21 protein-coding genes are annotated in these 26,084 nt (G+C 68.2%); 17 read left to right on the forward strand and 4 right to left on the reverse strand.

Annotated features, from left to right (window positions below; all coding sequences use genetic code 11):
* Positions 1-18: 18 nt before the first annotated feature.
* On the reverse strand, positions 19-2,346 hold the full coding sequence (locus tag AAF604_02845; protein MEM7048564.1) for a S8 family serine peptidase: 2,328 nt from the start codon (positions 2,344-2,346) through the stop codon (positions 19-21).
* Positions 2,347-2,425: 79 nt separating this feature from the next.
* Here AAF604_02845 and AAF604_02850 point away from each other — a divergent pair, with 79 nt between their 5' ends.
* The 10 genes from AAF604_02850 (at position 2,426) to AAF604_02895 (ending at position 15,257) form a co-directional block, all read left to right on the forward strand.
* Complete coding sequence (locus AAF604_02850) at positions 2,426-3,010, forward strand: TetR/AcrR family transcriptional regulator (GenBank protein MEM7048565.1); 585 nt, start codon at positions 2,426-2,428, stop codon at positions 3,008-3,010.
* 5 nt (positions 3,011-3,015) lie between these two features.
* The gene (locus AAF604_02855; GenBank protein MEM7048566.1) at positions 3,016-3,453 is read left to right on the forward strand and encodes a hypothetical protein; all 438 of its coding nucleotides are present in this window, start codon (positions 3,016-3,018) and stop codon (positions 3,451-3,453) included.
* Positions 3,454-3,646: 193 nt separating this feature from the next.
* Complete coding sequence (locus AAF604_02860) at positions 3,647-4,039, forward strand: RidA family protein (GenBank protein ID MEM7048567.1); 393 nt, start codon at positions 3,647-3,649, stop codon at positions 4,037-4,039.
* Between the two features lie 58 nt (positions 4,040-4,097).
* Positions 4,098-6,188: a hypothetical protein gene (locus AAF604_02865; GenBank protein MEM7048568.1), complete on the forward strand. Its 2,091-nt coding sequence runs from the start codon at positions 4,098-4,100 to the stop codon at positions 6,186-6,188.
* 91 nt (positions 6,189-6,279) lie between these two features.
* Positions 6,280-6,909: a sigma-70 family RNA polymerase sigma factor gene (locus AAF604_02870; GenBank protein MEM7048569.1), complete on the forward strand. Its 630-nt coding sequence runs from the start codon at positions 6,280-6,282 to the stop codon at positions 6,907-6,909.
* A complete protein-coding gene (locus tag AAF604_02875) occupies positions 6,906-7,706 on the forward strand; it encodes a hypothetical protein (protein ID MEM7048570.1) in 801 nt (266 codons plus the stop codon). Before AAF604_02870 ends, AAF604_02875 begins: the two co-directional genes overlap by 4 nt.
* A 36-nt stretch (positions 7,707-7,742) precedes the next feature.
* Entirely contained in the window at positions 7,743-10,637 is a 2,895-nt protein-coding gene (locus AAF604_02880) for a CHAT domain-containing tetratricopeptide repeat protein (protein MEM7048571.1), read from the forward strand.
* Positions 10,638-11,219: 582 nt separating this feature from the next.
* The gene (locus AAF604_02885; GenBank protein MEM7048572.1) at positions 11,220-14,048 is read left to right on the forward strand and encodes a S8 family serine peptidase; all 2,829 of its coding nucleotides are present in this window, start codon (positions 11,220-11,222) and stop codon (positions 14,046-14,048) included.
* 115 nt (positions 14,049-14,163) lie between these two features.
* Positions 14,164-14,703 carry a hypothetical protein gene (locus AAF604_02890; GenBank protein ID MEM7048573.1) on the forward strand — a complete coding sequence of 180 codons (540 nt, stop codon included), beginning with the start codon at positions 14,164-14,166 and terminating at the stop codon, positions 14,701-14,703.
* Positions 14,704-14,729: 26 nt separating this feature from the next.
* On the forward strand, positions 14,730-15,257 hold the full coding sequence (locus AAF604_02895) for a hypothetical protein (GenBank protein MEM7048574.1): 528 nt from the start codon (positions 14,730-14,732) through the stop codon (positions 15,255-15,257).
* Between the two features lie 77 nt (positions 15,258-15,334).
* On the opposite strand, the gene AAF604_02900 is transcribed toward AAF604_02895, so the two are convergent.
* From AAF604_02900 to AAF604_02910, 3 genes are read right to left on the reverse strand one after another with little or no spacing between them, the layout of a single operon-like run.
* Positions 15,335-16,732, reverse strand: a complete 1,398-nt coding sequence (locus AAF604_02900; GenBank protein ID MEM7048575.1) for a hypothetical protein — start codon at positions 16,730-16,732, stop codon at positions 15,335-15,337.
* Complete coding sequence (locus tag AAF604_02905; GenBank protein MEM7048576.1) at positions 16,729-17,841, reverse strand: hypothetical protein; 1,113 nt, start codon at positions 17,839-17,841, stop codon at positions 16,729-16,731. The genes AAF604_02900 and AAF604_02905 overlap by 4 nt, the downstream gene beginning before the upstream one ends.
* The gene (locus AAF604_02910; protein ID MEM7048577.1) at positions 17,780-19,714 is read right to left on the reverse strand and encodes a serine/threonine protein kinase; all 1,935 of its coding nucleotides are present in this window, start codon (positions 19,712-19,714) and stop codon (positions 17,780-17,782) included. The genes AAF604_02905 and AAF604_02910 overlap by 62 nt, the downstream gene beginning before the upstream one ends.
* 94 nt (positions 19,715-19,808) lie before the next feature.
* On the opposite strand from AAF604_02910, the gene AAF604_02915 reads away from it, so the two are divergent.
* From AAF604_02915 to AAF604_02945, 7 genes are all read left to right on the forward strand, one after another.
* Positions 19,809-21,116 carry a sigma-54 dependent transcriptional regulator gene (locus tag AAF604_02915; protein MEM7048578.1) on the forward strand — a complete coding sequence of 436 codons (1,308 nt, stop codon included), beginning with the start codon at positions 19,809-19,811 and terminating at the stop codon, positions 21,114-21,116.
* Between the two features lie 248 nt (positions 21,117-21,364).
* The gene (locus tag AAF604_02920; protein MEM7048579.1) at positions 21,365-21,970 is read left to right on the forward strand and encodes a DUF937 domain-containing protein; all 606 of its coding nucleotides are present in this window, start codon (positions 21,365-21,367) and stop codon (positions 21,968-21,970) included.
* 71 nt (positions 21,971-22,041) lie between these two features.
* Positions 22,042-22,515, forward strand: coding sequence for a peptidoglycan-binding protein LysM (gene lysM, locus AAF604_02925; protein MEM7048580.1), 474 nt, complete (start codon positions 22,042-22,044; stop codon positions 22,513-22,515).
* 46 nt (positions 22,516-22,561) lie between these two features.
* Positions 22,562-22,969: a DUF4332 domain-containing protein gene (locus AAF604_02930; GenBank protein ID MEM7048581.1), complete on the forward strand. Its 408-nt coding sequence runs from the start codon at positions 22,562-22,564 to the stop codon at positions 22,967-22,969.
* A 228-nt stretch (positions 22,970-23,197) separates the two neighbouring features.
* Entirely contained in the window at positions 23,198-24,166 is a 969-nt protein-coding gene (locus tag AAF604_02935) for a hypothetical protein (GenBank protein ID MEM7048582.1), read from the forward strand.
* 200 nt (positions 24,167-24,366) lie between these two features.
* Positions 24,367-24,894 carry a hypothetical protein gene (locus tag AAF604_02940; GenBank protein ID MEM7048583.1) on the forward strand — a complete coding sequence of 176 codons (528 nt, stop codon included), beginning with the start codon at positions 24,367-24,369 and terminating at the stop codon, positions 24,892-24,894.
* A 94-nt stretch (positions 24,895-24,988) separates the two neighbouring features.
* Positions 24,989-26,050, forward strand: a complete 1,062-nt coding sequence (locus AAF604_02945; protein MEM7048584.1) for an SPFH domain-containing protein — start codon at positions 24,989-24,991, stop codon at positions 26,048-26,050.
* Positions 26,051-26,084 lie beyond the last annotated feature (34 nt).

Consider the following 26,084-nt stretch of genomic DNA (forward strand, 5'->3'; position numbering starts at 1 on the left):
TGATCTCTCTGAGGGCCCCTACGGCACCGCCTGGCTCCAGCGGCTGACGTTCCCGGACTCGAAGCCGTCCGTGAAGATCGTGCGGTCGACGCCGGTGGGGAAGATCGCGACCGGCAGCCGGGCCGTCGGGATGGTGGCGTCGTTCGGGGTGAGCAGGATTTCGCCGAAGATCCAGCGAAAGTCGACCGGCGCGCCGGGCAGCACCTGGGTGGTGACGGTGAGCGCCTGCAGGTCGGTGGGGTCGTCCATCTCGAAGCTCGGCGGCGAGACCTCGATGCGCAGCGCTGCGGAGCTCGCGCCAATGGCGGTTCCGGTGGCGATCCACGTGACGGCGGCGCTGCGCGTGCTGCGCACGCTGCGCTGCCAGCTACAGCGGCCGTCGCAGTCGCTGTTCTCCAGGCTCGGCAAGTTGAGGCTCCGTGGGTCGCCGCCCTGATCCGGGTTGGCGGCGAGGTATTTGGCGGCGGTCTCGTCGAGCACCAGGCCGGCCAGCGCGGCGCGGGACAGGTCGAGGCGACCGGCGCCGGCGTCGTGGGCGTCGGCATCGCCGGGACCGTCGGCGAGGCTGGGATTGGCGGTGGTCATCAGGGCGGAGCGGATCTCGTCCGGCGTCCAGGTGGGATGGAGGCCGCGCAACAGGGCGGCGGCGCCGGCGACGTGGGGACTCGCCATCGAGGTGCCGCTCATGGTGCCGAACTCTGGAGCGGTGAGCGGTGAAGTGGTGTGGCGGGGGGCGAAAATCTCGACGCCGGGCGCGGCGAGGTCTGGCTTGAGGCCATCGAAGGCCGGGTTGGGGCCGGCCGAGCTGGAGGACGCCATGCGGTCGGCGGCGGCACCGTCGAGGCGCGGCGCCGCGGCGGTCAGGGTGGCGCGGTGGCCCATGCCGCCGATGAGCCAGGTGTTGAGGGTGTTGCGGTCGGCCCAGATGACGTGGGTGGCCGGCAGGACGTGCGCTTCCGGTACCGGCCGGGCGTCGGTGAAGCCAGAGTTGCCGAAAACGCAGGCGCCGGCGCCGCCGGCGAGGGCGTGGGCACAGGCCAGGGTGCGGTCCACCTGGCCGCGCTCGCAGAGCACGATCTCGCCGCTCCAGGTGGCGGCCGGGAAGGGCGCCTCGCAAAAGCGCGGCTGAGGCTCACCGTTGGAGCTGTCGGCGGCGCGCACCATCGGGGCCGGGCCGTAGCCGGCGGTGCGGCTGGCGCCGGTGATCGGTTCGTCCGGCGGCGACAGCCCGCCGAGAAAGCCTTCGAGCCGGTTCTCGACGGCGACGCGGTCGTGGGTGGTGGAGGCGACGGTGGTCATCCACGGTCCCAGGTGCTGCACCGTGCCGGGAGTGCCGGTGTTGCCGCCGGCGGCGACCACCACCATGCCGGCGGCGACGGCGTTGAGGAAGAAGCGATCGGCGTCGATGCCCCAGGGAGAGGTGCCTCCGGTGACCGAGAAATTGAGCACATCGACGATGCCGTCCAAGATCGCCTGGTCGATGGCGGCGAAGGTCGCCGAGGTCGGGCAGCTCAGGCTCGGGCCGGCGGGGCGACAGACGTCGTAGACCACCAGGTTGGCGCGCGGCGCGATACCCGCCGTCTTGCCGTTGCCGAGCTGATTTCCGACTGCCGTGCCGGCGACGTGGCTGCCGTGGCCGGCGTCGTCTTCAGGGCCGTCGCCGCCGCTGATCGGATCCTCGAAGTCCCAGGCGCCGATCAGTTTGGCGTTGCAGGCGAAGGCGGGGTCGAAGCGCGGATGGCCGGGATCGCAGAAGCCGAGGAAGGTACCGCTGCCGAGGGGGTTGCTGTGGACGTAGCCGTCCTCCGCCACGGCGGTGAAGGAGGGGTGGTCGAAGTTGATGCCGCTGTCGAGCACGCCCACCACCACTCCCTCACCGCGGAAGCCGGTGCCGGTCGTCACGGCAGTGCCGTCCCACACCGCGGGGGCGCCGAGGAAGGCCGGCGTTCGGTCCGTCGCCGCCGTGTGCTCGACATCCCGTGCGATGCGCCGGATCCGCGGCGAGCCGGCGATCTTGCGGGCTTCTTCCGGGCTCAGCCGCAAGGCCAGGCCGTTGCCCGCGGCGCGGTAGCGGAACAGCGGCTCCAGCGGGCGCCCGACGAGGGACTCGAGGTGACGTTGGTGATCCGCTTGCTGCCGGTCGAGGGCGGCCAGGCGCCCGCGGCTGAAGGTCGAGTGGGGATCGAGGCGCCGATCCACGCGGGTCGCGGCATCTCCGGAGCTCGCTCGCAGCGCGGCCCACTGCTCGGCGAGAGGGGCTTCCGGAAAGAGGACGATGTAGACCTCCGGTAGGGCATTCGCCGGCACCGCGAACAGGGCCAGCAGAAGGATCCATCGGTAGGTCATGGCAGAAGGAACTCTAGCAATCGTCCGAACTGTCCTGTTTCGATATTTTGCAGAATGATCATTCTGTTATTCTTCTGTCATGGCACGACCCAAGCAATACGACCGTTCCGATGTCGCTTTGCGCGCCATGCAGCGCTTCTGGCAGCACGGCTACTACGCCAGCTCGATTCGCGACCTCGTCGCCGCCACCGGGGTGAACCGTCACGGCCTCTACGGCGAGTTTGGCGACAAGCGCGGGTTGTTCGTCGCCGCCGTCGAGGCCTACTGCGAAGCCGTGGTGACGCCGGCCTTCGCCGCCGTCGAAGCGCCGGGGGCGGGCTGGAAGGAGATCCGGGCCTACTTCGAGCATCAGATCGCCCTCGCCGAGAGCGTCGGTCTGCCGGGGCCGGGGTGCTTGCTCGCCAACACGATGGTGGAGAGCGGCCCCCACGAGGCGCTCTTCCAGGCCCTGGTCGAAGCTCACCTCGAGCGCCTCGAGCGGGGTTTTCGGCAGGCCCTCGCCGGGGTCGCGGCGTCGCCCGCCGACGCTGAGCGTTGGGCGGCGTTTCTGGTGGTCTCGACCCAGGGCCTGTGGTCCTATTCGCGCACGACGGCGCGTGCCGAGCCGCTCCGGGCTTATGTTGAGCAGCTCCTGCTGGCGGTCGAGCGTGGGGTGGGCGCATGAACCCGATGGCGCGAGCTGACCGCACGATGCCCTGGAAAGCCCTCGCCCTCACGGTCCTGGTGGTCAGCCTCTGGATCAACCTCTCGGAAGTATTGCGCTACTTCGTGATCGTCCTGCCGGCGATACGCGATCACCTGGCCGAGCTGCCGGGGGCGGCGGCGATGAGCGTTCCGATCTTTCTCGTCTGGGCGCTGTGGGACACCCTGCTGGTGATCTTCGTGGTCCTGCTCGACTGGCTGACCTGGGAGCGCTTCGGACCCGGGCTCACCGGTTTGTTGTCGGCCGCCACCCTGGCTTGGATGCTCTTCCTGCTGTTCTGGATCGCGATGGTCAATATGGGATTGGCGCCGGCAGCGCTGCTGCCCGTCGTGCTCTCGCTGGCCTGGCTCGAGATGGTGGTCGCCTGTTGGCTGGCGCGGCGCTGTTACCGCCGCTGGTTGTGATCCCGGCGGGGCGCATAGCGCCTGCGATCACGCTGTGGGTTCGATCGCGCTGTTTGTTCGTTAATGCTTTTATTTGTTTTCGAATTGACTGGAATTTATTTTCGGATGTAGTCGTTCTTCTTGGGCGTGGAAGCGAGCGGCCGATGCCATCGCGGCTCGGCTGTCAACCATCAATCCCCTCGGAGGAACTGCCATGTCCGTCTCGATCCGCCACGATCCCTTTCCCGTCGGAGAGCCTTACCACGGCATTTACGCCCACGGCGTCGAGACCCGCGCCGGGGCGCGATTGCTCCACATCTCCGGGCAGATCGGAGTGGCTCCCGATGGCTCCCTGGCGCGGGACTTCGACGGTCAGTGCCGCCAGGCCTTGGCCAACCTCGAGGCCGTGCTCGGTGCCGCCGACATGGAGCTCTCGAACATCGTCAAGATGTCCTTCTTCCTGGTGCGGCGCGAGGACATGGAGCCGCTGCTCGAGGTGCGCCGCGACCTCCTCGACGGCGTCCGTCCGGCGATCACCACCGTCTACGTCGCCGGCCTGGTGTCGCCCGACTGGCTGGTGGAGGTCGAGGCCATCGCCGCGGCGTAACGACCCTCGCGATCGCCACGCCTGAAACGGGGAAGGCCCGTTCAGGAGGTGGTCCGCGATGAGGGATGGGAAGACTGCGAACCGTTGTCCCGGTGTTCGGGCAGCGCTGCTCTGGGCCCTCGCCGCCGTGACGGTGCTTGGTCTGTCGCCGTCGCGGGGGTGGGGGTCGCCAGCGGCGGCCATGTCGCCGGTGGCGGTGCCGTCGAGTGCCCTCTTACCGCCGGCGCGAGTCTTCGTGCTGCCGGTGGTGCTGGTGCCGGCGGACCAGCTTCATCTGGTCGAGGCCGGGACCAGCGGCCGGGATTTGGTGCGTCGGCCGATGAGGTCGTCCCACCGCGACGAGTTCCGCCGCGGGCGCCAGAATCTCGGCATCTTCCTCCGCATGGCGCAGCGCAAGTACCGCGCCATGCTGCGCCATCCCACCCTCGGAACCGACCGCGGCACCTTCCGGCTGGCTAGCTGGCAGGGCCGCGCCGTGGAGGTGCGGGAGCGGCGGTCGGTGCTGCAGCCGCTGGTGGTGCGCTCGGCCCTCAGCCGGGCCGAGATGGCGAACGCCTACGCTGCCGGCGAGTATCCCTTCCTCGCCGAAGTCTTGGCGGCGGTCGACTGTCGTCAGGGAAGCTGTCCCTTCGTCTTCGCCATCGCCGCCGTCGGCGAGCCGATCCACATCGCCGGCGGCCGCAAGCTCAACCACGGCTACGACTCCGGTGGCGGTTTCGCCATCTTCAACTTTCGCAGGGAGCTGGTGGAGGTCGACCGTGCCGGATCGCCGGTGCATTTCTTTTCCACCCTGCTGCACGAGCTCGGCCATGCCTTCGGCCTGCCCCACGTCAGCGACTTCTGCGGCGATACGGCGGCCTGCCCGGCGCGGCTGTCGATCAACGGCAGCCCTTCGGTGATGAGCTACAACTCCGCCAACTGGATCTACGGCTGCGGCCATGCTCAGTCGTCGTCGAATCCGAGCGACGGCGCCTGTACCTATCCCGGCGACGCCGTCATCGACGCCCTGCCCGGGAGCCTGATCGCCGAGGATCTGCGCATCCTGAGCCAGAACGATCGTGTTTTCCCGGGGCTGGTTGTGGAACGGCCGGTGGACGCGCCGGGCCTCGAGGTCTTCGAGCTCAGTGGCCTCGGCGATACGCCGATTCCCGGTCACCAGACCCTTGAGCTGTTGTCGGCCTGGACCCACGAGGGGTTCTGGACGCCGCCTTCGGTGCTGCTCGGTGGTGACGACAATCCCATGCCGCAGTTCTTCGATCCCTTCGACGGCATCCACATGTGGCATTCGAAGGACCTCGGACCGCAGGGCTGGGCGGTGGTGTCGATCGCCTTTCCGGAGGAGGTGGACCTGCGTCGTATCGACGTCTATTCGGGCTATGGCAGCGGCACTCACCGGGCAAAACGAGTGCGGGTTCGCGCCGGCTCCAGCTTCGAGACCGCCGCCTTTTTCGCCAGCGCCAACCAGACGATTCCCTTCAAGCATCGCGCCCGGGTGTTTCATCTCTGGCTGCAAGCCGGCGATTCGGGCCATGTGGTGCTGCGCGGTGTGCGCCTCTTCGGCGAAGTCGAGGGCACCGTGCGCGAGATCTACCCGGCCGCCGAGCCGCGGGTGGTGGCGACCTCCGTCGGCACTTGGGGTGGTGGCGTCGAAAACGTGGTGGGCTCGGACCAGTCGGTGCGTCTGGGCAGTAAGGCTTTCGAGGCCGCCAGCTCCTGGCACCCCCAGGCGGTGACCCCGGGCGCCTGGGTGTCCCTGACGGTGGAGTTCCCGCAGGAGGTGGAGCTCGGCCTGGTGAAGGTCCACACCGGCCACTCCGGCGGCGTTCACCGGGCGCGCGAGGTGCAGGTCGAGCGGCGCTGCTTCTGCGGCGTCGCCGATGCCGCCGCTTGCGCCGCGAGCACCGTCGCCTGTAGCGGTCAGCCGGTCGGCAGCGCGGTCTTCGAGTTCCTGCGGCGGACTCCCTCCGGGGCCGACGAGCTGGTGAGCTTTGCGAGTCGCCGGGCGCGCACCTGGAAAGTCGCCCTGCGCACGCCGACCGCTGCCGAGCAGCCCGACCACCCCGGCTTCGTCGCCCTGCGCGGTCTGCGCTTCTTCTTGCCCAGCGGTCTCGAGATCTTTCCGGCACGCTTCGTCGACGACGGTCTCTAGTCGCTCACGGTGATCCCCGTGGTCGTGGAAATGGCCGGTTGTTAGCTGTGAGAGACTTACGAAATCTTTCGACCTCTCGATTGATAGGTGTATGGAACCAACCTCGTCCCCTCGCTCCGCCGGGACCGACCGGAGTCTGCGCCGGCGGCGGGTGGCCCGTGCCATCGAGGATTTCTGCGCGGGTCGTGATCGCGAGGCCAGCTTCCGTCTCGTCTACGAGACCTATCACCGAGCGCTGCTGGGCTTCTTCCGGCGTCGTGGGGTGCCGGCCGAAGAAACCCTCGACCTAACCCAAGAGACCTTTCTCGGGATTTACAAGGGATTGGAGGGCTATCGACACTCGGACCGCTTCGAGGGCTGGATCTTCCGCATCGCCGAGACCTGCTGGCTGAAGAAGCTGCGGGCGTCGGCGACGGCGAAGCGTTCTGCGGTCGAGACCTCTTTGGACGCCCTGGGGCGCGGAGAAGGGACTGCGGAGCAGCAGCTCCACCGCGCCCTCGCGGGTGAGCGGCGGGAGCGGGTGCGAGCCGCGGTTCGCAACCTGCCGGGCCAGATGCGGCGCTGCTTGACGCTGCGGCTGCAGCAGGAGCTGAGCTATCGTGAGATCGCGGTGGTTCTGCGCTTGAGCCCCGAGACGGTCAAGGTGCATCTGAGCCGGGCTCGCCAGCGCTTGAAGCAAGAGTTGGGCTCGCTCGACCTCGACGGGCCGGAGGATCCATGAACGACGAGACGCTGCGCAACGAATTGGTGCAGGAGCTGCGGCGAGCGGCGGTGGACGCCGTGGATGGTGCGGAGCTCTCCGACGACACCCTTTGCGCTTACCTCGAAGGGACCCTGCCGGAGGCGGCCGAGGACCAGATGCGGGAGGCCGCGACGGCGGATCCCGCGCTCGCCGCGCGCCTGGTCGACCTCGCGGCGCTCTTGGAGGCAGCGCCGCCGAGGGACGGGGCGGACCAGCGGGCGGTCACCGCCGACTTCGACGACTTTCGCGAGCGCCTCGAGCGAGCCGAGGGCCCGACCGCTGGCAGTCCGCCCATCGCAGGAGCCGCCGGGCCGTCGGGCCGGGTGCTGGTGTCATGGATTGCCGCGGCATCGTTGGTGCTGGCGGTCGGGGCGGCGCTGCTGCGCGCTCCCGGCAACGGCGGGGAGATGCTGGTGGCCAACGTCAGGCCGCCCGAGGAGCAGGGGGTGGTGCGCGGCGAAGACACGGCGCAGTTTGGCACCCGAGGGCCGGGGCCGGTGCTGCAGCTCGTGCACGACGATCCCGGCGAGGCCACCGTCGGTGCTGCCGGGGCCGACTGGCTCTATGTCGAAGCCCTCGCCCAGGCGCGGGGTGAGGTCTGCTCCGGCGAGCTGCTTCAGGAGGGCGCGGAGGGGCGTTCCCTCGCGGAGTTGCGACTGATGGCCGGCAAGGTCTACTTCGCTCTCCGCCCTGAGGTCGGCAGCTATCGTGTCGAGTTGCGCTGCGACGGAGCCGTGGCGCCCTTCTCCTATCGCTTTCGGGTGGTCGGGGACTAGCCCGCCTTTCTCACCGAACCTCCGCTGCGAGGGCCTATGTCTCCGAACTTGATACCTGGAGCAGCCGTTGGCTGGCGCAGAGTCGGCGCCGGCTGGTGCCTTGGCGCCGCCTCCCTGCTGGCTGCCTGCTCGCCCGCTGGAGATCGCGACTCGGCGGTCCGGGAGGCCTGTCGCCGGGCCCTCGATCTGACCGCCGGCCAGGCCGTGGAGATTTCCCCGGCGCAGTCCGAGTCCATCGTCTGCTTGGCCTTCGAGGCGGCGGCGAGCCAGCGCCTCGAGGTGGTTGTCGAGCAGCGCGGTGTCGATGTCGAGCTGCGTCTACTGACCCCCGCCGGAGAACCTCTGGCGGTGCAAGACCGGCTGATCGACTACCGGGGGCCGGAGCACCTTCTGGCGGTGAGCCAGACGGCTGGCCGACACCACCTCGTGATCACGCCGCTGGCGCGGGTTGGGGGCGGGCACTATCGGGTCGAGCTCGGGGCGCTGCGAGCAGCATCGGAGCGAGATCGCGCCTTGGTGGCGGCCTACCGAGATCTGGCCGCCGCCCGAGCGACGATTGCCGAAGCGGAGACCCTGCCGGAGCTGCGCCGGATCGCCCAGCGATTTCGCGATCTCGGGGAGCCGGTGGGCGAAGGTGAAGCCCTCGACGCCATCGGTGATTGGTTCGGGCGCCAGCGTCAGTGGCGGCGCGCCGCTTCCGCCTATGGCCGCGCGGCGTCCCTCTTCGAGGGTGCCTCCGAAACCGTTCTCGCCGCCTATGCCGGCAACCGCCAGGGGGCTGTGCTGATCCACGACAATCGGCCGCGGGCGGCGCTGCCGGTCTACCACCGTAGCCTCGACCTGGCTCGCCGCCTCGAGAACCCGGTCGTTCTCGGCAAGGCCCATCATGGCTTGGGTCAGTGCCATCAGCGCCTTGGGGAGCTGCAGCAGGCGCTCGAGTGGTACCGCGGCGCGCTCGCCTTCTGGGAAGAGCCGTACCACGAGGTCGACCGGGCCTACACGCTGCACAACCTGGGCATGCTGTTCCTGCGCCCCTTCCGCAACTTCGACCTCGCCCGTGATCACCTGCAGCGGGCCGCCGCCATCTCGCGGGCTCGAGGTTATGCCCCTGAGCTGCGCGATTCGTTGAGCGCTCTCGCCTTGGTCGAGATCGCCGCCGTCGATCCCGAGGCCGAAGCCCTGACGGCGGGCGAGCGCTCGGCTCTCGAGGCGGCGGCGGAGGATCTGACCGAGGCCCTTCGGCTGGGCAGCTCGACGGGAGACTGCAGCGAGCCCCGGGACTTGGCGCGGCTGGCGGTGGTCGAGGGCAGGCTGGGGGTCGAGGGGTCCCCTTGGCAGCGGGCGGAGCGGGCCGAGAGGTTGCTCGCCGAGGAGGTTTGCAAGGGGCGCCGTGACCATGGGTTTCGTCTTCTCGGGGAGATATACCTGCGCGCCGGTGAGGCGCAGCGGGCCCTCGAGCTTTCGGCGGCGGCGCGACGCTGGGCCGAGGAGGAGGGCGATTCGCCGGCGCTGGCCGTCGCATTGGCGGTGCGGGCTCGGGCCCTGGTGGCCCTCGGCCGTGAGCCGGAAGCCTTGTCGACGGCGGCGCGGGCGATGAATCTGTTCTCGCGAATGCGCCTCGAGGTGGCCGGAGAGGAGCGCCGCAGCGATCTGATCGCGGCGGCCCATAGCCATCGCCAAACCTACGTCGATCTCCTGGTGGGATCAGGCCGTTCCGAGGTCGCCCTCGAGGCCGTGGAGGCGGGCCGGGCACGGTCCTTCCACGATCGCCTGACGGAGATCGGCGCCGGCCCGGGAGGTGGCCCGCCGGCGCTGCGGCCACGCATCCGGTCCGCCGCCCAGATGCAGGCCCTGCTGCAGCCTGGTGAGGTCCTGCTGGTTTATCACCTGGGAGAGGAGCGCAGCTATCTCTGGGAGGTCGACTCCCGGAAGCTCGCCCTCCACCAGCTCGCAGACCGCTCGACCCTCGAGCTCCTCGCCCGGGCCGCGGTCGATGATCTGCGACGACGGGACCGCCGGGGGAGCCGTTCACCGGCCGTTTGCCGCCTCGCCGGCGAGCTCCTCGGCCCCCTGGCTCGGCGCCTCGCCGAGCGTTCCGACGAGCATCTGGCGATCTCGGCTGATGGTGCCCTGCAAACGGTGCCCTTCGGCGCCCTGCCACACCCGGCGCAAGGCAATTGTGAGTCTTCGCCCTGGTTGATCGAAAGCCATCCGGTGTCGTCGGTGCCGTCGCTCTCGGTCGTCGCCCAGATGCGCTCCTTGTCGGCCGAGCGGGCGCCGGCTGGCCAAGCCCTGGCGGCGGTGGGGGACGCCATCTACTCGCGCGACGACGAGCGCTGTCCCTCCGGCGCCGGTAGCGCCTCGGTTCTGCCGCGGCTGCCGGGCTCCGGGCGAGAGGTGGCGACGGTCTGTCGCGCCAACGGTGGTGACTGCTTCGTCGGTGCCGAGGCTTCAAAGGAGCTCCTCCTCGACGGCACCTTGGCCGACTATCGATGGCTTCTGCTCGCCGTCCACGGGCGATCCGACGAGGCCCACCCGGGGCGGTCGCGGCTGGTCTTCACGCAGCGCGACGGCGACTGCCGAGCGGTTACCGGCAGTCTCTTCGCCTATCAGTTGGCAGGCCTGCGGTTGGGCGCCGATCTCACCGTCCTGAGCGCCTGCGAGTCCGGGCAAGGGCGGCAGGTCCTCGGCGAGGGGCTGGTGAACGGCCTGGTGCGGGGATTTTTCGTCGCCGGAAGCCCGCGGGTGATCGCCTCCCTCTGGCAGGTCGAAGACGAGGGCACCGCCGACCTGGTGGCGGATCTTTTCGCCAGCCTGTCGGCGGGGGCCGCCCCGGCCCGGGCGCTGCAGCAGGCCCAGGTGCGTGCCCTGCGGTCCGGGGCCCCGCCGCATCGCTGGGCGCCGCTAGTGCTGCAGGGCGACTGGCGCTAGCAGGCTGCTGAAATAGTCGCGTGGCGACTTATTCAAGCGCCTGCTGTTTATTTCAGGGGGGCTACGAGGCGCCCCCCCAAAGGCCTACGCGGCCCGGCTTCGCGCATGTCGTGCGCCTTCACCCCCGTCCTCAGCGGCTTTGCCGCTGCCTCGCCCGCTGGTCTCGGGGTCCCACCCGGGCAGGAAGTCCTCGAAACTGAACTTTTTCAGCAACCTGCTTCCGGGCCCGGAAGGGCCCGGCGGTGGCGTAGCCGCCGCGACGGGAGAGGAGGCCCAAGAACCACGCTTCTTGAGCCGGAGCGGGACGCGCAGTCAGGGGCGCGTAGCCCCTCTCGGAAAAAACAGCTAGCAGCGCTGGAAAAGTCGCGAAGCGGACTTTTTCAGCAGCCTGCTAGCCCGAGTCCCCCGTTTTCTCTCGTCTGGGATTAGACCTTTCGGGGAGAGTGCTCTCCCACCCTGGTCCGGGTGTCTCAGCGCTGCGCGGCGCGTCCTCCCTGCGCCGCCGTCGGTGGATGAGAGGCCCGGGCTCTTGACCTTGATTTCATTGGGTCGTCCGCGAGGCCGGCCCGGGAGGATGTCGCTATGAATCGAGATTTCTCTCAGCCCTCCGTCGCGAACCTCTGTCTCTGCTGCCGGTCTTCGGGAGCCTATTTTCATCACCTTTCGGGGGGCGGCGGGGGCTGGCCGCAGGCCTCGACGTCGCCGGGGGATCCGGGCCGGGACAATGTTCGCCCTCCCCTCGAAGATTCTTCTTGGACTCCCGGCGACCCGGGCCGGGACAACGTTCGTCCCCCCCTCGAGGACTCGTCGGCGGGGCCGTTCGATGGGCCTGGCGCTGGCAGCGCCCCGGGCGTCTGCAGTGTCTGTGGCGGCCCGCTGGTGGGGCTGCCGGTGCTGGCGCTACCGGCCTTGGCCCTGCCGTCCTCGGTCCCGACGGCAGGCGCCGAGGCCGACGCTGAAGATTGGGCGTCTGGTACGCGCAGTGGCTTTGTCATCCTCCGCCTGGTGCCGGGGTTGGTGCCGCGCCCCGACGCCGAGGCCGACCTCGACGAGCATGCCCGGCGCTGGGGAGCGACCGGCCTGCGACAGGCATTGGCCTGGGCCGCCGAGCAGCTCGACAGCGACGGCGATTGCCAGCTCACCACTCGGCCGTTGATCGATCTGCCGTCTGGTTTTTCGCAGGAACGAACCTCTCCGACGGTCCCTCGCGGCAATCGCGAGACCTTTCTGGACGGCCTGACCAGACTCGAGAAGGAGGCCGCGACCGGTGCGCTGCCGCCGCTCCACAGCCTGACCTCCTACTGGCGGGTGGATGCTCGGCCGGCGGCGCACCGCCTCGACGACTTGGTGGAGCGCTTCAATGCCCTGCCGGAGGTCGATCTCGCCTATGCCGAGCTCCAGGCGACCGAAACCAACGCCGGCGGCGCCGGCTTCACGGGCCTGCAGGATTTCCTCGACGACGCTCCGGTGGGAATCTCCGGCACCTGGGCGCAGGCCCAGGTGGAGGCCTTGTCGACCACCAAGAGTGCGACCCTCTACGACTGCGAGCAGGGCTGGATTCTCAGTCATCACGAGCTCGCGGGCTCGGTGGCGGCGCCGCTGGTCAACCACAACCGACACGGTCACGGCGGCTATCTCGGTCACCACGGCACCGCGGTGCTGGGAGAGATGGTGGGCAGCTCTCGCCTTCGCGGGCCCCTGCGCAAAGCCTGCCGATTCGCCACCGCCAGCCACTTCCGGCGCGCCGAGAGCACTCCCTTCGGAGACTTCAATGGCAATGTCGCCGAGGCCATCGTCGGCTGCCTGCTGACGGCCCTGGGGCAGCGTCGCGCCGGTGTCGGCGACCTTCTTCTGCTCGAGGTCCAGCGCGGCCGCCGGCCCACCGAGCTCGATCCGGCGGACCGCGATGCCATCCGGCTGGCGGTGTCCTGTGGCGTGGTGGTGGTCGAAGCGGCCGGCAACGGTGGCTACGACCTCGATCGCCTGCGGGATCCCGAGGGCCGGCGTTCCCTCGATCGTCGGGGGTCTGCCTTTGTCGACTCCGGCGCCATTTTGGTGGGGGCGGCCGAGGCGGCATTACCCCACGATCGCGCCTCCTTCTCGAACTATGGATCGCGAGTCGACTGCTTCGCCTGGGGAGAGGGGGTCACCAGTGGCGGCTACGGTGACTTCGATGCCGGAGCCACCGCCGCCGACCTCGATGATTTCTACACCAACACCTTCAACGGCACCAGCAGCGCCGCTCCCATCATCGCCACGGCGGCGGCCCTGGTGCAGTGCCTGCACTATGCGGAGATGGCGGCTTGGCTGTCGCCGCTGATGCTGCGGCGCCTGCTCTCGGAGCCTGATTGGGGAACGCCTCAGGGGCCCGGTGTTGGCGGCTTCATTGGCGTCATGCCCGATCTCCGGCGGGTTGTCGGGCGCGGCCTCGGGCTCGCCGCCGAGGTCTACCAGCGGCGCTTCGTGGGCGACGACGGTTTCGGCTCGAGCTTGCCACAGGGCGCCAGCTCGTGCCCCGACGTCTTGGTCCTTCCGCTACCGGTAGATTCTGCCGCGGAGCAGGCCCAGGACGAAGCCAGCGGCGAGCTCGGCCCGTGGGTCGACGATGCGACGCCGGGCGGTGCCGTCGAGCTGAAGCCGGGCGACGATCTCCGGGTGCTGGTGCGCGCCCGCAATCGGGGTGCCCTGTCTGGCGACTCGGTCCGGGTCTCCGTCTGGCCGGCGCCGGTGGCCACCTTGCTGACGCCGGATCGTTGGTATCCAGCGCTGCATTGGCCTGGCCAGGTCGGTCTCGACCTCGAGACCCTGATCACCTCGCCGGGAGCGGTGGTGCCGGCCGGTGATCAGCTCGCCCCGGTGGCGGGTTTTCGCTGGCAGGTCGGTCCGGACGCCGCGGCTGGGATGGCGTGGGTCTCCTACCTGCGCAACTCGGACGACGCCCCACCGCCGCCCCTGACCAGCCGCGACTTCGACCGCTCGCGCTGGTGGCGGTACGTGATCGGCGGCCATGGCTACGCGATTCGCAATCTCCACGCGATCGATGTCTCGGGCCCCCAGGAAGTCGAGCTCTCCTTCGAGGTGACCGGAGCGCCGGACCAGTCCCGGCGCTTCGATCTCGAGGTGATCCGCCGCCTGCCTTCGGCGGCGGCGGTGCGTCTCGCAGGGCCGGCGGCGCTGATTCAGTCATTGCGCCAGCGGCGTCCGTGGATCTCGGTGAGCGGCTCGTCCCTCGAGCTGCCCGCCTGGCCGCGGCTGCGCTTCCGCGACCTGCGCCTGCCGGTGGCGGCCTGTCTGCCGGCCAAGCTGGTCTTGCCCGCTGGCGATCTCGAGGTCGGACACGAAGTGGCGATTCGCCAGCTCTGGCGCGGTCGCGAGGTCGGTCGGATCACCTGGCGAGTGCGCTCTGCGTAGCGCAAGGTTCTGCCCGCAGTAACCCTTCCCTTGGTGCATCGGATTACTCCTCCCTGAACACTCACTGGCGAGCCTCACAGGATGCGGGGCTCGCCGAACGCAAAGGAGGTCTGTGGTGCCGAACGAAAAGAAATCTGATGCAGGAAGGCCGTCGAAGAGCTATCTCCAGGACTGTGTCGAATTGCTCGAGCAGAGCCTTGCCGGCCTCGAGCGTCGGTCGCGGGTCGAGGATCCCTTCTCGGCCGATCTCGCAGCCGCCGTCGGACCGACCCTCGACGCCCTCGGCAGCGTGCGCCAGAGCTATGTGACGGCCTTGCGCCGCGAGATCGAGGAGATGACCGCCGAAGGTCGCGGTGCGTTGCAGGAGAAGCTCGAAAGCACCGGTAGTCGAGACCTCTTGAAGGCTGCCGTGGCAGCGACGCAGGTACCGACCGGAGCCGATGCCGGGCCGGCGGTCAGTATTCGAATGGAAAACGGCGCGCGCCGCATTCCCTGGCTCGAGCTGGTCAAGGAGATCGTCGGCGTGTTGCTCGAATTCCTGCCGGTCGGGGACTTGCTCAAGGGCGTCATCTCCGAGCTTCTCAAGATCATCGACAAGATCTTCGGTGGCCTGCCCCACGAAGACCTCGGCCGTCCGGCCACGGCGCTGGGCTGATAGAGAGAAACTAAGGAGACCGACTTATGGTTCTGTCAACTCGTTGGAATTCCCTGATGTTTCTGGTCGTCAGCCTGCTGACCCTTGGAGTCGAGGCTCGCTCGCAGGATTTAGGTTCGCTGCAAGAGGTCGGGCGGGAACCGACAACGGCGTCCCGGGCGACAGCAGGCGACGAGCGGATTTCCTGGCTGATGGCGGATGAGGGAGACGAAATCGTTGTTGCTCAGTGCGGAGACTTCTCTCCCCTCCGGGTCAGCTTGAGTGTGCGACGCAAGTTCTCCGGACTGGGCGTTGGCTCCCTGCTGCGCTTCCAGACTATTCAGGGGCCGAATGGAGAGACCCTGGTGATTCGGGCCGATGTCGTGTGTGACTCAGCGACGGTGGACAAGGGTTTTTGCGCCGGGCTGGGACCGGCTCTTCTCACCAAAGATGAGTGTGTGGCTCTTGAGTGCGATCTTCTTGAAGACCCCAACTGTCCGAGTGCCGGGGGTGGTTACAAGTGCGTTTGCGGAACGTTCAGTCCAGGAGTTTTGTGTATTGACGAAGCTGAATAACTACCCGGCTTGACGCGGCTCATGGGGTCATCGCGCGGGGAACGGATTGAAGACCGGTGCGCTTCCGATCGGTGAGATCAGGGAGTGGTCTCGACCCGTACCGGGGTCGGCGGCTCGGCGCCCTGGCGATCGCTGGTGACCTCGACGCTCCACATCTGGGATTCACGGCCGATGTTGTCCGTCGCCTGGAAGTCGAGGCGGTGCGGGCCGTCGCCGTTCGGTGGGTCGAGGCTGCGATCCTGCCAGGTCTGCCAGCCGCCGTCGCCCCAGCGATAGGTCACCTCGGCGACACCGGCGACGTCGTCGTGGGCTTCGAGGCGCAGTCGGCCGCCGGCGCCGAGGACCACCGTGTCGGCGCTGGCGGAGCGCCCCAGGCCCTCGATCTGAACCGCCACCACCGGCGCTTCCAGATCCTCCTTGTCGCCCAGGATGGCGACCGGGCGGGTGGCCGCCGGGAAACCGTCGAGGCCGCTGGCGGAGACCGCCGTCACGCGCCAGTGGTGCTCGCCCACGGGCAGCGCCGTGGCGCTCCAGGCGGTGGTCGTCACCTTCGCCTGCTCGAGGCGGAGGTTGCAGTCACGGTCGGGACAGACCTCGACCACGTAGGCCTCGGCGCCCTTCACTTCCTGCCAGCGGAAGCGCGGATTGGGATAAGGCCACGAGTCGCCGTCATCGGTCAACCGCGGTGCCGGCAGCAGGCGTTCCGGCGGATTCGGCGCCTTGCCTTCCTCGACGGTTGTTCCCATGCCCTTGGGCACCGAGACCTCGGCGCCGCCCGATTCCACCTGGCTCTCGCCGGCGTAAACCATCAACTGAGCGCCGCCCGACTCGTCCTTGCGCAGGCGACCTTCGGCGACGCCGCCGGCGCCGGCCTTCGGGCGGGCGGTGGTGCCGCCGATGAGAATTTCGATGTCCGATGCTCCCGGTCGCTCCGGTCGCGCCACCAGGTCTGCCTGGCCGGTGACGATTTCGATCGTCTCCTGCTTGATTCCGGTGAGGGTGGCGCCGACGCGGCGCAGAAAGATGAGCGAGTCCTCGGTCATCGAGAGGCGGGTGCCGTCGTCGAACTCGATGTTGGTCGAGGCCTTGCGGAAGGTCCGAATGCCATCCTGCTCGCGCAGCAGGTCGCCGCGCCGGGCGGCGGTCCAGGGCGCCGGTTGGGGTTTCTTGTTGACCTTGCGAGAGACCTCGATCACCCGTGCGACCCGCGGCGGGAGCTCGCGGTTGATGATCACCCGCAGCTGGCGTCCGATGCTGAGCAGATCGGGATCCGCCAGGTCCGGATTGAGGCGGTAGTTTTCGCGCCACAGATCTTCGGTGCCGAGGTAGAGCTTGGTGATGCCGCGCAGGGTCTCGCCGGGGCGCACCGTGTGGTTGCCGACCTCGTCACCGGGGCGCGGCTCGGGGCCGCCCTGAGCGCTGGCGATGGGAGCCAGCACGAGGGCGAACATCAGCGTCAGCAGCGAGCGTCTCATGGCGCACCCCCGGCGTTGATCGCGGCCACGGTGGCCGCGATATCGGCCACTTCGCTGGCTTGATTACCGACCCGGTCGGTCGCCCGCAGAGTGATCCGGTGACCAACGGTGGCGAAGGGTTCGTCGGCAGGGCGCCAGGTGGCGCCGTCCTCGGACCATTCGAGCCGTTGCAGGCCGGCACCGGCGTCTTCCGCCCGCGCCGCCACGATGTGGAGCTGATTGATCTCATCGACATCCACCAGGTTCCAGACGATCGCCGGCGGCTCGAGATCGATGCTGAACTCGAGGGTCTCGGTGGTGGTGCTGTTGCCCACTCGGTCGGCTGCCGTGACCGTCGCCCGGTGGGGGCCGGCGGTCCAGGGCGGCGACCACCTATCGGCACGGACCGCCGCGCCGTCGAGGCGATAGTCGCGAAACTCGCCGAAGCCGCTTTCGCTATCGCTGCCGCGGGGCGCCAGGCGGCTGCCGGGTCCCAGGAACAGCACCTCGCCGAGGCGGGCCCAGGGGCCTTCGACATAGATCTTCGCCGACGGGGGGGTGGCGTCGAGGCGCAGCTCGAGTCGCTCGGCCTCGGATCGGTTGCCGACGCCGTCCGTCGCCCAGCCCTGCAGGATGACGGTGCCTCCGGCGCCTGCGATGGAGCCCCGCGCCTGGTCGCCAGCGGCCGTGACCTTGCCGCCACCGCCGTCGACCTCGACCCGGGCGACGCCGGCGTAGTCATCGCGGCCCCGGGCGACGACGGCGGCCGTCGGGGAGGTCCAGCGTTGACCGGCGGTGTCTTCGACCACCTCGGGCTCGACCGTCAAAGTGACCTCCGGCGGTGTGGCGTCGACCCGCAGCCGGGTCCAGCGCAGCGCCGAGCGATTGCCCGCCGCATCGCGACTGGCGGAGGTCAGCCAGTGCAGGCCTTCCTCGGCAGGGGCGGTCACCAAAGCGTCCTCTGCCTCAGCCAGGAGGCCGCCATCGATCGCCGCCTCGACGGCCAGGCCGGGCTGCGAATGTTGGAGTCGGATTTGGTCGCCGGGAGCGACGACGAGGGCGTCGGGCTCAGCCGCGAACAGCGTCGCCGGCAGGAAGAGTGTGGACCAGAAGGCTCTTCGGAGATTCATCGTCTCGCAGTTGCTCCGTTTCGAGCTGGGATTCGATCTCGACGTCCCAGCGGGCCCCGAGGGTCTCGGCGATGGCGGCGAAAGAGCTCGCCACCTTTTCGGCGTCGCTCGGGCGAGCCTCGGGACTCTTGCTCATCAGACGGTCCAGCAGCTCACCGAAGACCTGGGGAATTCCAGGATCGAGCTGGTGGGCCGGCGTTGCGACCGTGTGGAGAGTTCCCGAGATGATTTGTTTGAGTGTCCCGGCGCCGAAAGGCTTCAGACCCGTCACCGCTTCATACAGAACAACGCCCAGGGAAAAAAGATCACCGGCGGGAGTATAGCCCATGCCTTGAAGGGCTTCCGGAGGTAGATACCCCGGGGTGCCGAAGACCAGATCGGAGGCTTCGTTGAGGGTCGAGATGGCCTGGGCGATGCCGAAATCGGCCACCTTGATCGAGCGATCGGCGCCGAGCAGGATGTTGGCCGGCTTGACGTCGTGGTGGACGATGTCGGCGCGATGGGCCTCGGCGAGGCCGGCGGCCATCGCTTGACCGAGCAGCGCTGCCGGGCCCGGCGCTAGCACCTTGTGCTCCGCGAGATAACGCTCGAGGCTGACCCCATCGACCAACTCCATGACGATGTAGGCCATGTCCTCGGTGTCTTCCATGTCGTAGACGGCGACGATGTTGGGGTGCTGGAAGCGCGCCACCGTCACCGCCTCCTGGAGCAGGCGGGCGAGGTGGTCGTTACGCGACTCTCCTTGCTCCGGGCCGAGGTGGACGGTCTTGATGGCGAGCGGGCGTTGCAGCTTGGGGTCCCAGGCGCGGAACACCATGCCCATCGCGCCCTGCCCGAGGATGCCGAGGATCTGGTAGCGGCCGAGGAAGATGCGCTCGAGGGCGTCGCGGTCCTTGATGCGCTGCTCGAGGCGCTCGAAGGAGGCGCGCAGATCTTCGATCTCGTTACCGCGCGACGGTTGCGTGCTGAGGCCCGCCAGGCGCCGCTGGACCCGGGTCAGGTCGCGGATCGGCCGGACGATCGAAACATAGGCGGCGCTCGACAGCAGGCCGGTCAGCAGCAGCGCGAAGCCGAGGGAGGTGAGGGAATCGCGCAGCATGGTCTGGGAGACCGCTTCGGCGGCGGCGGCGGGCTGTCGCGAGAGCACCATCCACGGGGTGCTCGGTACCGGGTTGAAGGCCGCCAAGATCTCGCGCCCGGCTTCGTCCGTTTCGCGGTGGATGCCCTGGATGTAGCCACGCGCTGTGCCTTCGAGGATTTCCTGCGGCAGGTCGTTGCGGCGCAGGGGAGTGCCGGCGAGCACTCCGCCCTGGGCGTCGATCAGGGAGAGGGAGGCCTGATCGCCGATCAAGCTGTCGTTGACGGCCTCCGTGATCGGGGCGGCGTCGGCCACCAGGCGAAGGGTGCCGCGATCCTCCGGCATCGCCACCTCGAGGCGTAACCAGAGGCCCTCCTGAACGATCAAGAGCGGCGAGTCGGTCGCCGGATCGGCCAGGATCCTGCCCATCAGCTCGGCATCCTCCTTGCGCTGGGCGCGCACGATCTCGGTGCCCGCGGAATCGTAGAGGGCGAGGCTGCCGAGATCCGGCCGAGCGGCCAAGAACGAGCTCAGGAAGCCGGTGGCTTCGGGGGCCAGAGGGTTGTTGTAAACGGCCGGATTGTTGGCCGCGGCGCGGGCCAGGGAGCGGCGGCTCTCGACCTGGTCGCTGATGTTGGCGGCCACCGTGTTGGTGGCTACCACGTTGGTGCGCAGAACCTGCTCGCTCATGCTTTCGCGGTTGATCCCCACCAGCCGCAGGGAAGTCAGCAGCAGGGGCACCAGGCCGACGGTGGCGAGGGCGAGGGCGATGCGGGTCAGTAGGCCGAGGCGCAATCCGGGGGCTCGAGGTAATTCGACGTTTCGGTGCGAAAAATTTGCTCTTCGGTATGGAATCGAGAGTAACTTGCAGTATAACTATCAGTAGCTCATGGAGCCACGAAGAACGATTCAGGTCCTGCTGACGGAGGATGGTCGGCCCAGGCGGATCTTGCTGGAGCGCCCGCTCCCGGCGGACGGTCGCTTGGCGGTCGCGATCCACGATGGCGACAAACTGCCGGCGGCTTGGGTCGATGGCGGCATCGCCGAGGTCGAGCAGGACGTCCAGATCGCCGAGACCGAAGACGGCACCGGGGCGATCCGCCTGGCCCAGGGCACTTCCCGCTATGGCGAGGTGATCATGCTCTCGGCGACCTCCGAAGGGCGCCTCCCGAAGCCCTCCGAAGAGGGGCCCTACGACTTCCTGACCCGTCCCCTGACACGCTCCGAGCTCAAGGAGCTGACCCAGGCGGCGGCTTCGGCGCGGCCTTCGAGCCCGATCCTGGGGCAGAGCGCTGCCGTGCTCAAGCTGCTCGACACCATCGATCGCATCGCCGCCTCGCCGGCATCGGTGCTGATCCACGGCGAGACCGGCACCGGCAAGACGCTGGCGGCGCGGGCGATCCACGAAGCCAGCGATCGTCGCGACAAGCCCTTCGTGGTGGTCAACTGCAGCGCCTTTCAGGATCAGCTCCTCGAGAGCGAGCTGTTCGGTCACGAGAAGGGATCCTTCACCGGCGCGACGGCGGCCAAGCCGGGCCTCTTCGAGGTCGCCAACGGGGGGACCCTGTTCCTCGACGAAGTCGCCGAGATGACTTCGGCGATGCAGGCCAAGTTGCTGCAGACCCTCGACAACGGCGAGCTGCGTCGGGTCGGTGGCACCAAGACCCGCAAGGTCGATGTTCGCATCGTGGCGGCTTCCAACAAAGACCTCAAGGCCGAAGTCAAGGCCGGGAATTTCCGCCAGGACCTGCTCTTCCGGTTGCGCGTCATCACCCTCGAAGTGCCGGCGCTCCGCGAACGCAAGGAGGACATTCCCTTGCTGGTGGCGACTTTCTTGACCCGCTATCAACTGCCCGGCCGGCGCCCGAAGAGCATCGCTCCGGGGGCCCTCAAGCTGCTGCAGGAGTATGCCTGGCCGGGCAATGTTCGCGAGCTGATGAACACCATCGAGGGGTTGATCCTGCTGTCGCCGGAGGACGAGATCGGGGCCCAGGATCTGCCCCCCAGCCTGCGACCGTCGACCCAGCTCGACCTGCCGGATGTCGAGGCGCCCTTGCCCATGTCCGAGGTCGAGCGCCTGCACGTGGCTCGGGCTCTGCGCTACACCAAGGGCAGCAAGGCGCCGGCGGCGCGCTTGCTCGGCATCGACGTCAAGACTCTCAACAACAAGATCCGAAACTACGGAATCGAGATCTGAGACTCCTGGGAAAAACTCCGTGCCCCTCCACGAATTCCCTCGCCGCAGCGGACGGTTGCGGCGCGGCACGAGCAGTGTTAGCTTTTTAGCGCAGTCTTGAAGTTTTTTCGAATCTTGGGTTTGGCGGGTGCCAGCTTCGCTTCGACGCCCGTTTCGGCAGGATGGCAAGGCCTTTGCTCTAACCTGAGGCGAGCTCGAACTCGAACAGGAAATTGCTCCGCTGTTCACTCGTATGCAAGGAGGTCAGTGTGTCTTCACCGATGGATCTTTTGACGCAGGCTCTGGGCGGTGACGCCCTTTCTCAGTTGAGTGGCGCCCTCGGTGCCGACAGCGGCGCCACCAGCAAGGCGGTGTCCGCGGCTCTGCCGATGTTGATGGGCGCTCTGGCCAAGAACGCTTCCTCGTCGAACGGCGCCGGTGCCCTGGCCGGCGCCCTCGATCGCGATCATGACGGCAGCGTGCTGGACGACCTCGGTGGCTTCCTCGGCGGCGGTCAGGCGAGCGCCTCGATGGGGGACGGAATTCTCAAGCACGTTCTCGGCGGTCGGCGCGGTGTCGCCGAAGGCCAGCTCTCGCAGGTCAGTGGCCTCGACAGTGCCAGCACCGGCAAGCTGCTCTCGATGCTGGCGCCGCTGGTGATGGGTGCCCTCGGTCGCAGCCAGCGCTCGGGCGGTGTCGACATTTCCGATCTCGCCGGCATGCTGAGCGGTGAGCGTCGGCGGGCTGAAGCCGCGGCGCCTTCCGGCGTGGGCGGTATGCTCTCCTCGTTCCTCGATGCCGACGGCGACGGCGACGTGATGGATGACGCCGTCAAGATGGGTGGCAAGCTGCTCGGCAATCTCTTCAAGAAGTAGAGCGCGTCGAAGCGTTTCTTTCACGCCTTAGAAGTTCTAGACGTTGGATTTTCCCTAAGGAGGATTTTGCTATGGGTATTTTTGATTTCGTCGTAAACGCCGGTAAGAAGCTCCTCGGTGGCGGTAGCAAGGCCGAGGCGACCCCCGAGACTCCGCAGCCGAATCCCGAGCTCGCTGGTGCGCTGGTGAAGTTCATCGGTGATCTCGGCCTGGAGGTGGAGGATCTGAAGGTCAGCGTGGTGGGTGATGTGGCGACCATCGAAGGCTCGACCCCGAGCCAGGCCGAGCGCGAGAAGATCGTTCTCGCGGCCGGAAACGTGGACGGGGTGGCGCGCGTCGACGACCGCATGGTGGTCGAGGTGCCGGAGCCGGAGGCGGTGTTCTACACGGTCAAGAGTGGCGACTCGCTCTCGAAGATCGCGCGGGATCACTACGGCAACGCCGGCAAGTACCCGGTCATCTTCGAAGCCAACAAGCCCATGCTGACCGATCCGGACAAGATCTACCCGGGTCAGGTTCTTCGCATTCCGCCGATCGACGGCTGAGGGTGTTCGAGGCCTGTCGTCCCGGGGCAAGCATGAGGGGCGACTGATGACGTATCGAATCGAAAAAATCGAAGGAATCGGCGAAGTGCACGGTGCCACGCTGATGGCGGCGGGAATCGAGACCACCGAGGATCTCCTGCGGCGGGCCGGAACGCGGACGGGTCGGAAGGCCTTGGCCCAGAGCTCTGGCCTGTCGGAGAAGCAGATTCTGAAGTGGGTCAACCTCGCTGACCTGATGCGAATCACCGGCGTCGGCCCGCAGTTCAGCGAGCTTCTCGAAGCCTCCGGGGTCGATACCGTGAAGGAGTTGCGGAACCGTAACCCGGAGAGTCTGGCGACGACCCTGGCGCAGGTCCAGCGGAAGTACCGCATCGCGCGCACGGCGCCGCCGGGAACGCGGGTTCGGCGCTGGATCGCCCAGGCGAAGCAGCTCGAGCCGGCGGTCGCGCACTGAGCCTTTGATGATCGGCGGGGCCCGTTCGGGTCCCGCCGTTTTCTCGCCTAGCGACAACAAGTTACCTTTCTGTGTCACCTCGGGACGGGATTCTCCTGTCGCGGTCGGGGCATCGTCCCGCCTGCTGCCGTGAGCTGCACTGATGGGAGTACGACTCCCTGATAGCGGTCCGGTCGCTGGAGCGGCCGGGGCGCCAAGCCCGCGACCAACTCCCGAGAGAACGACAACTTGACGATCATCGCTTCTTCGACAACGCCCTTCGAGGTCGAGCCGCGGTCCCTTTCCGTGGCGGCCCTCGAGTGGTTGGGAGAGCAGGGGTTCCTGTCTCCCGAGCCGCAATCGCCGCTCGCCTTTCTGCGCCAACAGGAAAGCCGAATCGGTAGCCCCGACCGACACGCCGCCGGCGCCGATCTGCTGCGCCGAGGTTTGGTCTCGGCGAGCTGGTCTCCGGAAGTCCGCCGTCGGCGATTGCTCGACAGCGGACCGCTGGGTGCCTCCTTGAAAATTCTCGAGCGGCCTGAAGCTCGGCTGCGCATCGGCATCGGAGCTCCCGAATCTCCGGTGCGCATTACCGACCTCTACCTGGCCGGTGGCGAGGCCGTGCTCGGAGCCCTCGACGACGAGGCCCTCTACCTCGGGGCCACCATTCCCCGGGACCGGCTGATCGACTACCTGGTCGACGAGTTGGCGGCGAGTGGTGACAGCGACGCCTTCTGCCTGTGGCCGATGCTCTATCGCCTGACCACGGCGCTGTGGCCGAGCTGTGGCCGCGAGCCCCGCGCCGAGATCTCGATCGACGACATCGAGGCGCGGGCGCCGGGCCAGAGCGCCTCCCTCGTCGAGCAGATGCTGGCGGCCGACCTGGTGGCACGGCGTGGCGATCGACTGGCCCTGACCGATCACCATCGGCGCTGGCTGGAGCCGCTGTGGTCGGGCCACGTGTTCGAGATCGAGCGCACCCCGATGGAGCCCTGGAACGGCGGTCGTGAGGACCGCTGCCTGTTCGTCGGTTCGCCCGGCGAACGGGTGCTGTGCGAAGAAGTGCCGAGCCACCAGCTCCTCGGTGATGGCCATGCCGGATTCCCGGAGGATCACCTGCTGTTGCTCACCTGTCCGGGGCGAAGCGAGCTGACGGCGCGGTTGGCCCAGCTCCTCGACGACTGCTCGCCGGTACCCGCCTCTCTGTCGGTTCAGTAGCGCCGATCGTTCCCCCCGAGGCCCGGAGCCGGCGGCGGCTCCGGGCTTTGTCGTTTCTGCTTTCGTGGGAATCTTCCATCTCGTTCGTTCGTAGGATGATCGACGGTGTCCGAACCGGGTCGGAATCGCGATGGACCGACTCCGGAATGAGACCAGCGCCCTGCTAGGATGCCGACGATGTTTATCCCAGGAGGGTTGGCATGACCGATGGCTACCAAGAAGCGAAGCAAGAGCGCAACGCCCTCGAGCGTCTGATCGAGCGCATCCCCGGCTTCCGGGGCTTTCAGGATCGCGAGCTGCGACGCGATGTCGACAAGATGCAGCGCGAGTCGATGGCGACCGAGCTGGGACGTCTGAACGCGGTGCTGCGGGACGTGGCGCGACGCTATACGGATGCCGGCAAGATCGGTTGGCTGGATCGCTTCGGACGTCTCGATCGACGCCTCGATGGCCTCGCCCAGACGGTGCGATTCTGTGACTACGGGGCGACCGGCTTCTTCGATCCGGAGAAGGTCGACGAAGGCGATCTCGAAGCTCTCTACACCTTCGATCTCGAGCTGCTCGACGAGCTGCGGGATCTCGAAGGTCGGATCCGGACGCTGCCGGCGCCGGGGGATACGGACCCCACCGGCGAGCTCGATGTCCTGCTCGAGACGGTCCAGGCGATCGAGGATCGCTGGTCCCAACGCAGCACCGTGATTAGCGACATCGTCCAGACCTCGAGATAGCTCGCCGGCGGATCGGCGCCGAGGGAAGCGCGTCGATCCTCGGGGCTTGCGCCGCTGGGAAAGTCCGGCGCGGCATTGACATAAGGAGAACACCATGGACGTCATTCAGCATCAGGACCCGACGGGCCAGACGATGGTTGCTCGGTGGCCCCAGTCGGGGACCTCGGCGATCAAGATCGGTAGCCAGTTGGTCGTCGAGGAAAGCCAGCAGGCGGTGTTCTTCCGCGACGGCAAAGCCCTCGATACCTTCGGTCCCGGGCGCCATACCCTGGCGACCCAGAACCTGCCCTTTCTGACCGAGCTCCTCGGTCTGCCTTTCGGCGGCAAGTCGCCCTTCCAGGCGGCGGTGGTCTTCGTTTCGGCGAAGACCTTCCTCGACCTCAAGTGGGGCACCAAGGAACCGGTGATGTTCCGCGATGCCGAGCTGGCGATGGTGCGCCTGCGCGCCTTCGGCAAGTTCGCGGTGCGGGTGCGCGACGCCCAGCTGTTCGTCAACGGGGTGGTGGGCACCATGGGGGTGTACACCACCGACGGCGTCGAGGACTACTTCAAGGACGTCATCGTGGCTCGTCTCAACGATCTGTTGGGCGAGAACCTGACCTCCATCTTCGACCTGCCGAAGGTCTACGACGAGCTCGGCGTCGGCCTCAAGGCGCGGGTGGCCGACGACTTCGGAAAATACGGCATCGAGCTGGTCGACCTCTTCCTCGGCGCGATCACGCCTCCGGAGGAAGTCCAGAAGATGATCGACGAGCGCGCCGGCATGGCCGCCCTCGGTGACATGAACGCCTACCTCAAGTTCAAGGCCGCCCAGGCGATGGGCGATGCCGCCGTCCAGGGCGGCGGTGGTGAGGGCGGTGGTGCCGTGGCCTCGGGCATGGGGGTCGGTGTCGGCGCCGGCCTCGGCATGATGCTGCCGGGGATGATGAAGGACGCCATGCAGGGGGGCGGCACGGCGCCGCCGACGCCGCCGGCAGCCCCCGCCGCAGCGGCCCCTGGCGCCGCCGATCCACCAGCGGCGACACCGCCTCCAGCCGCCGGTCCGCCCACCGACGAGGCGGCCGAAGGTTCCGCCGCCTTCTGCCACCAGTGCGGCCAGAAGCTGCCGGCGGGGGCGCGCTTCTGTCCCGCCTGCGGCAACCGGGTCGCCGAATAGCCCGGCGGGAGCTCTCTGCTGAGACGTCTGGGCC

Source organism: Acidobacteriota bacterium (genome assembly GCA_039028635.1).
Taxonomy (GTDB): Bacteria; Acidobacteriota; Thermoanaerobaculia; order Multivoradales; family JBCCEF01; genus JBCCEF01.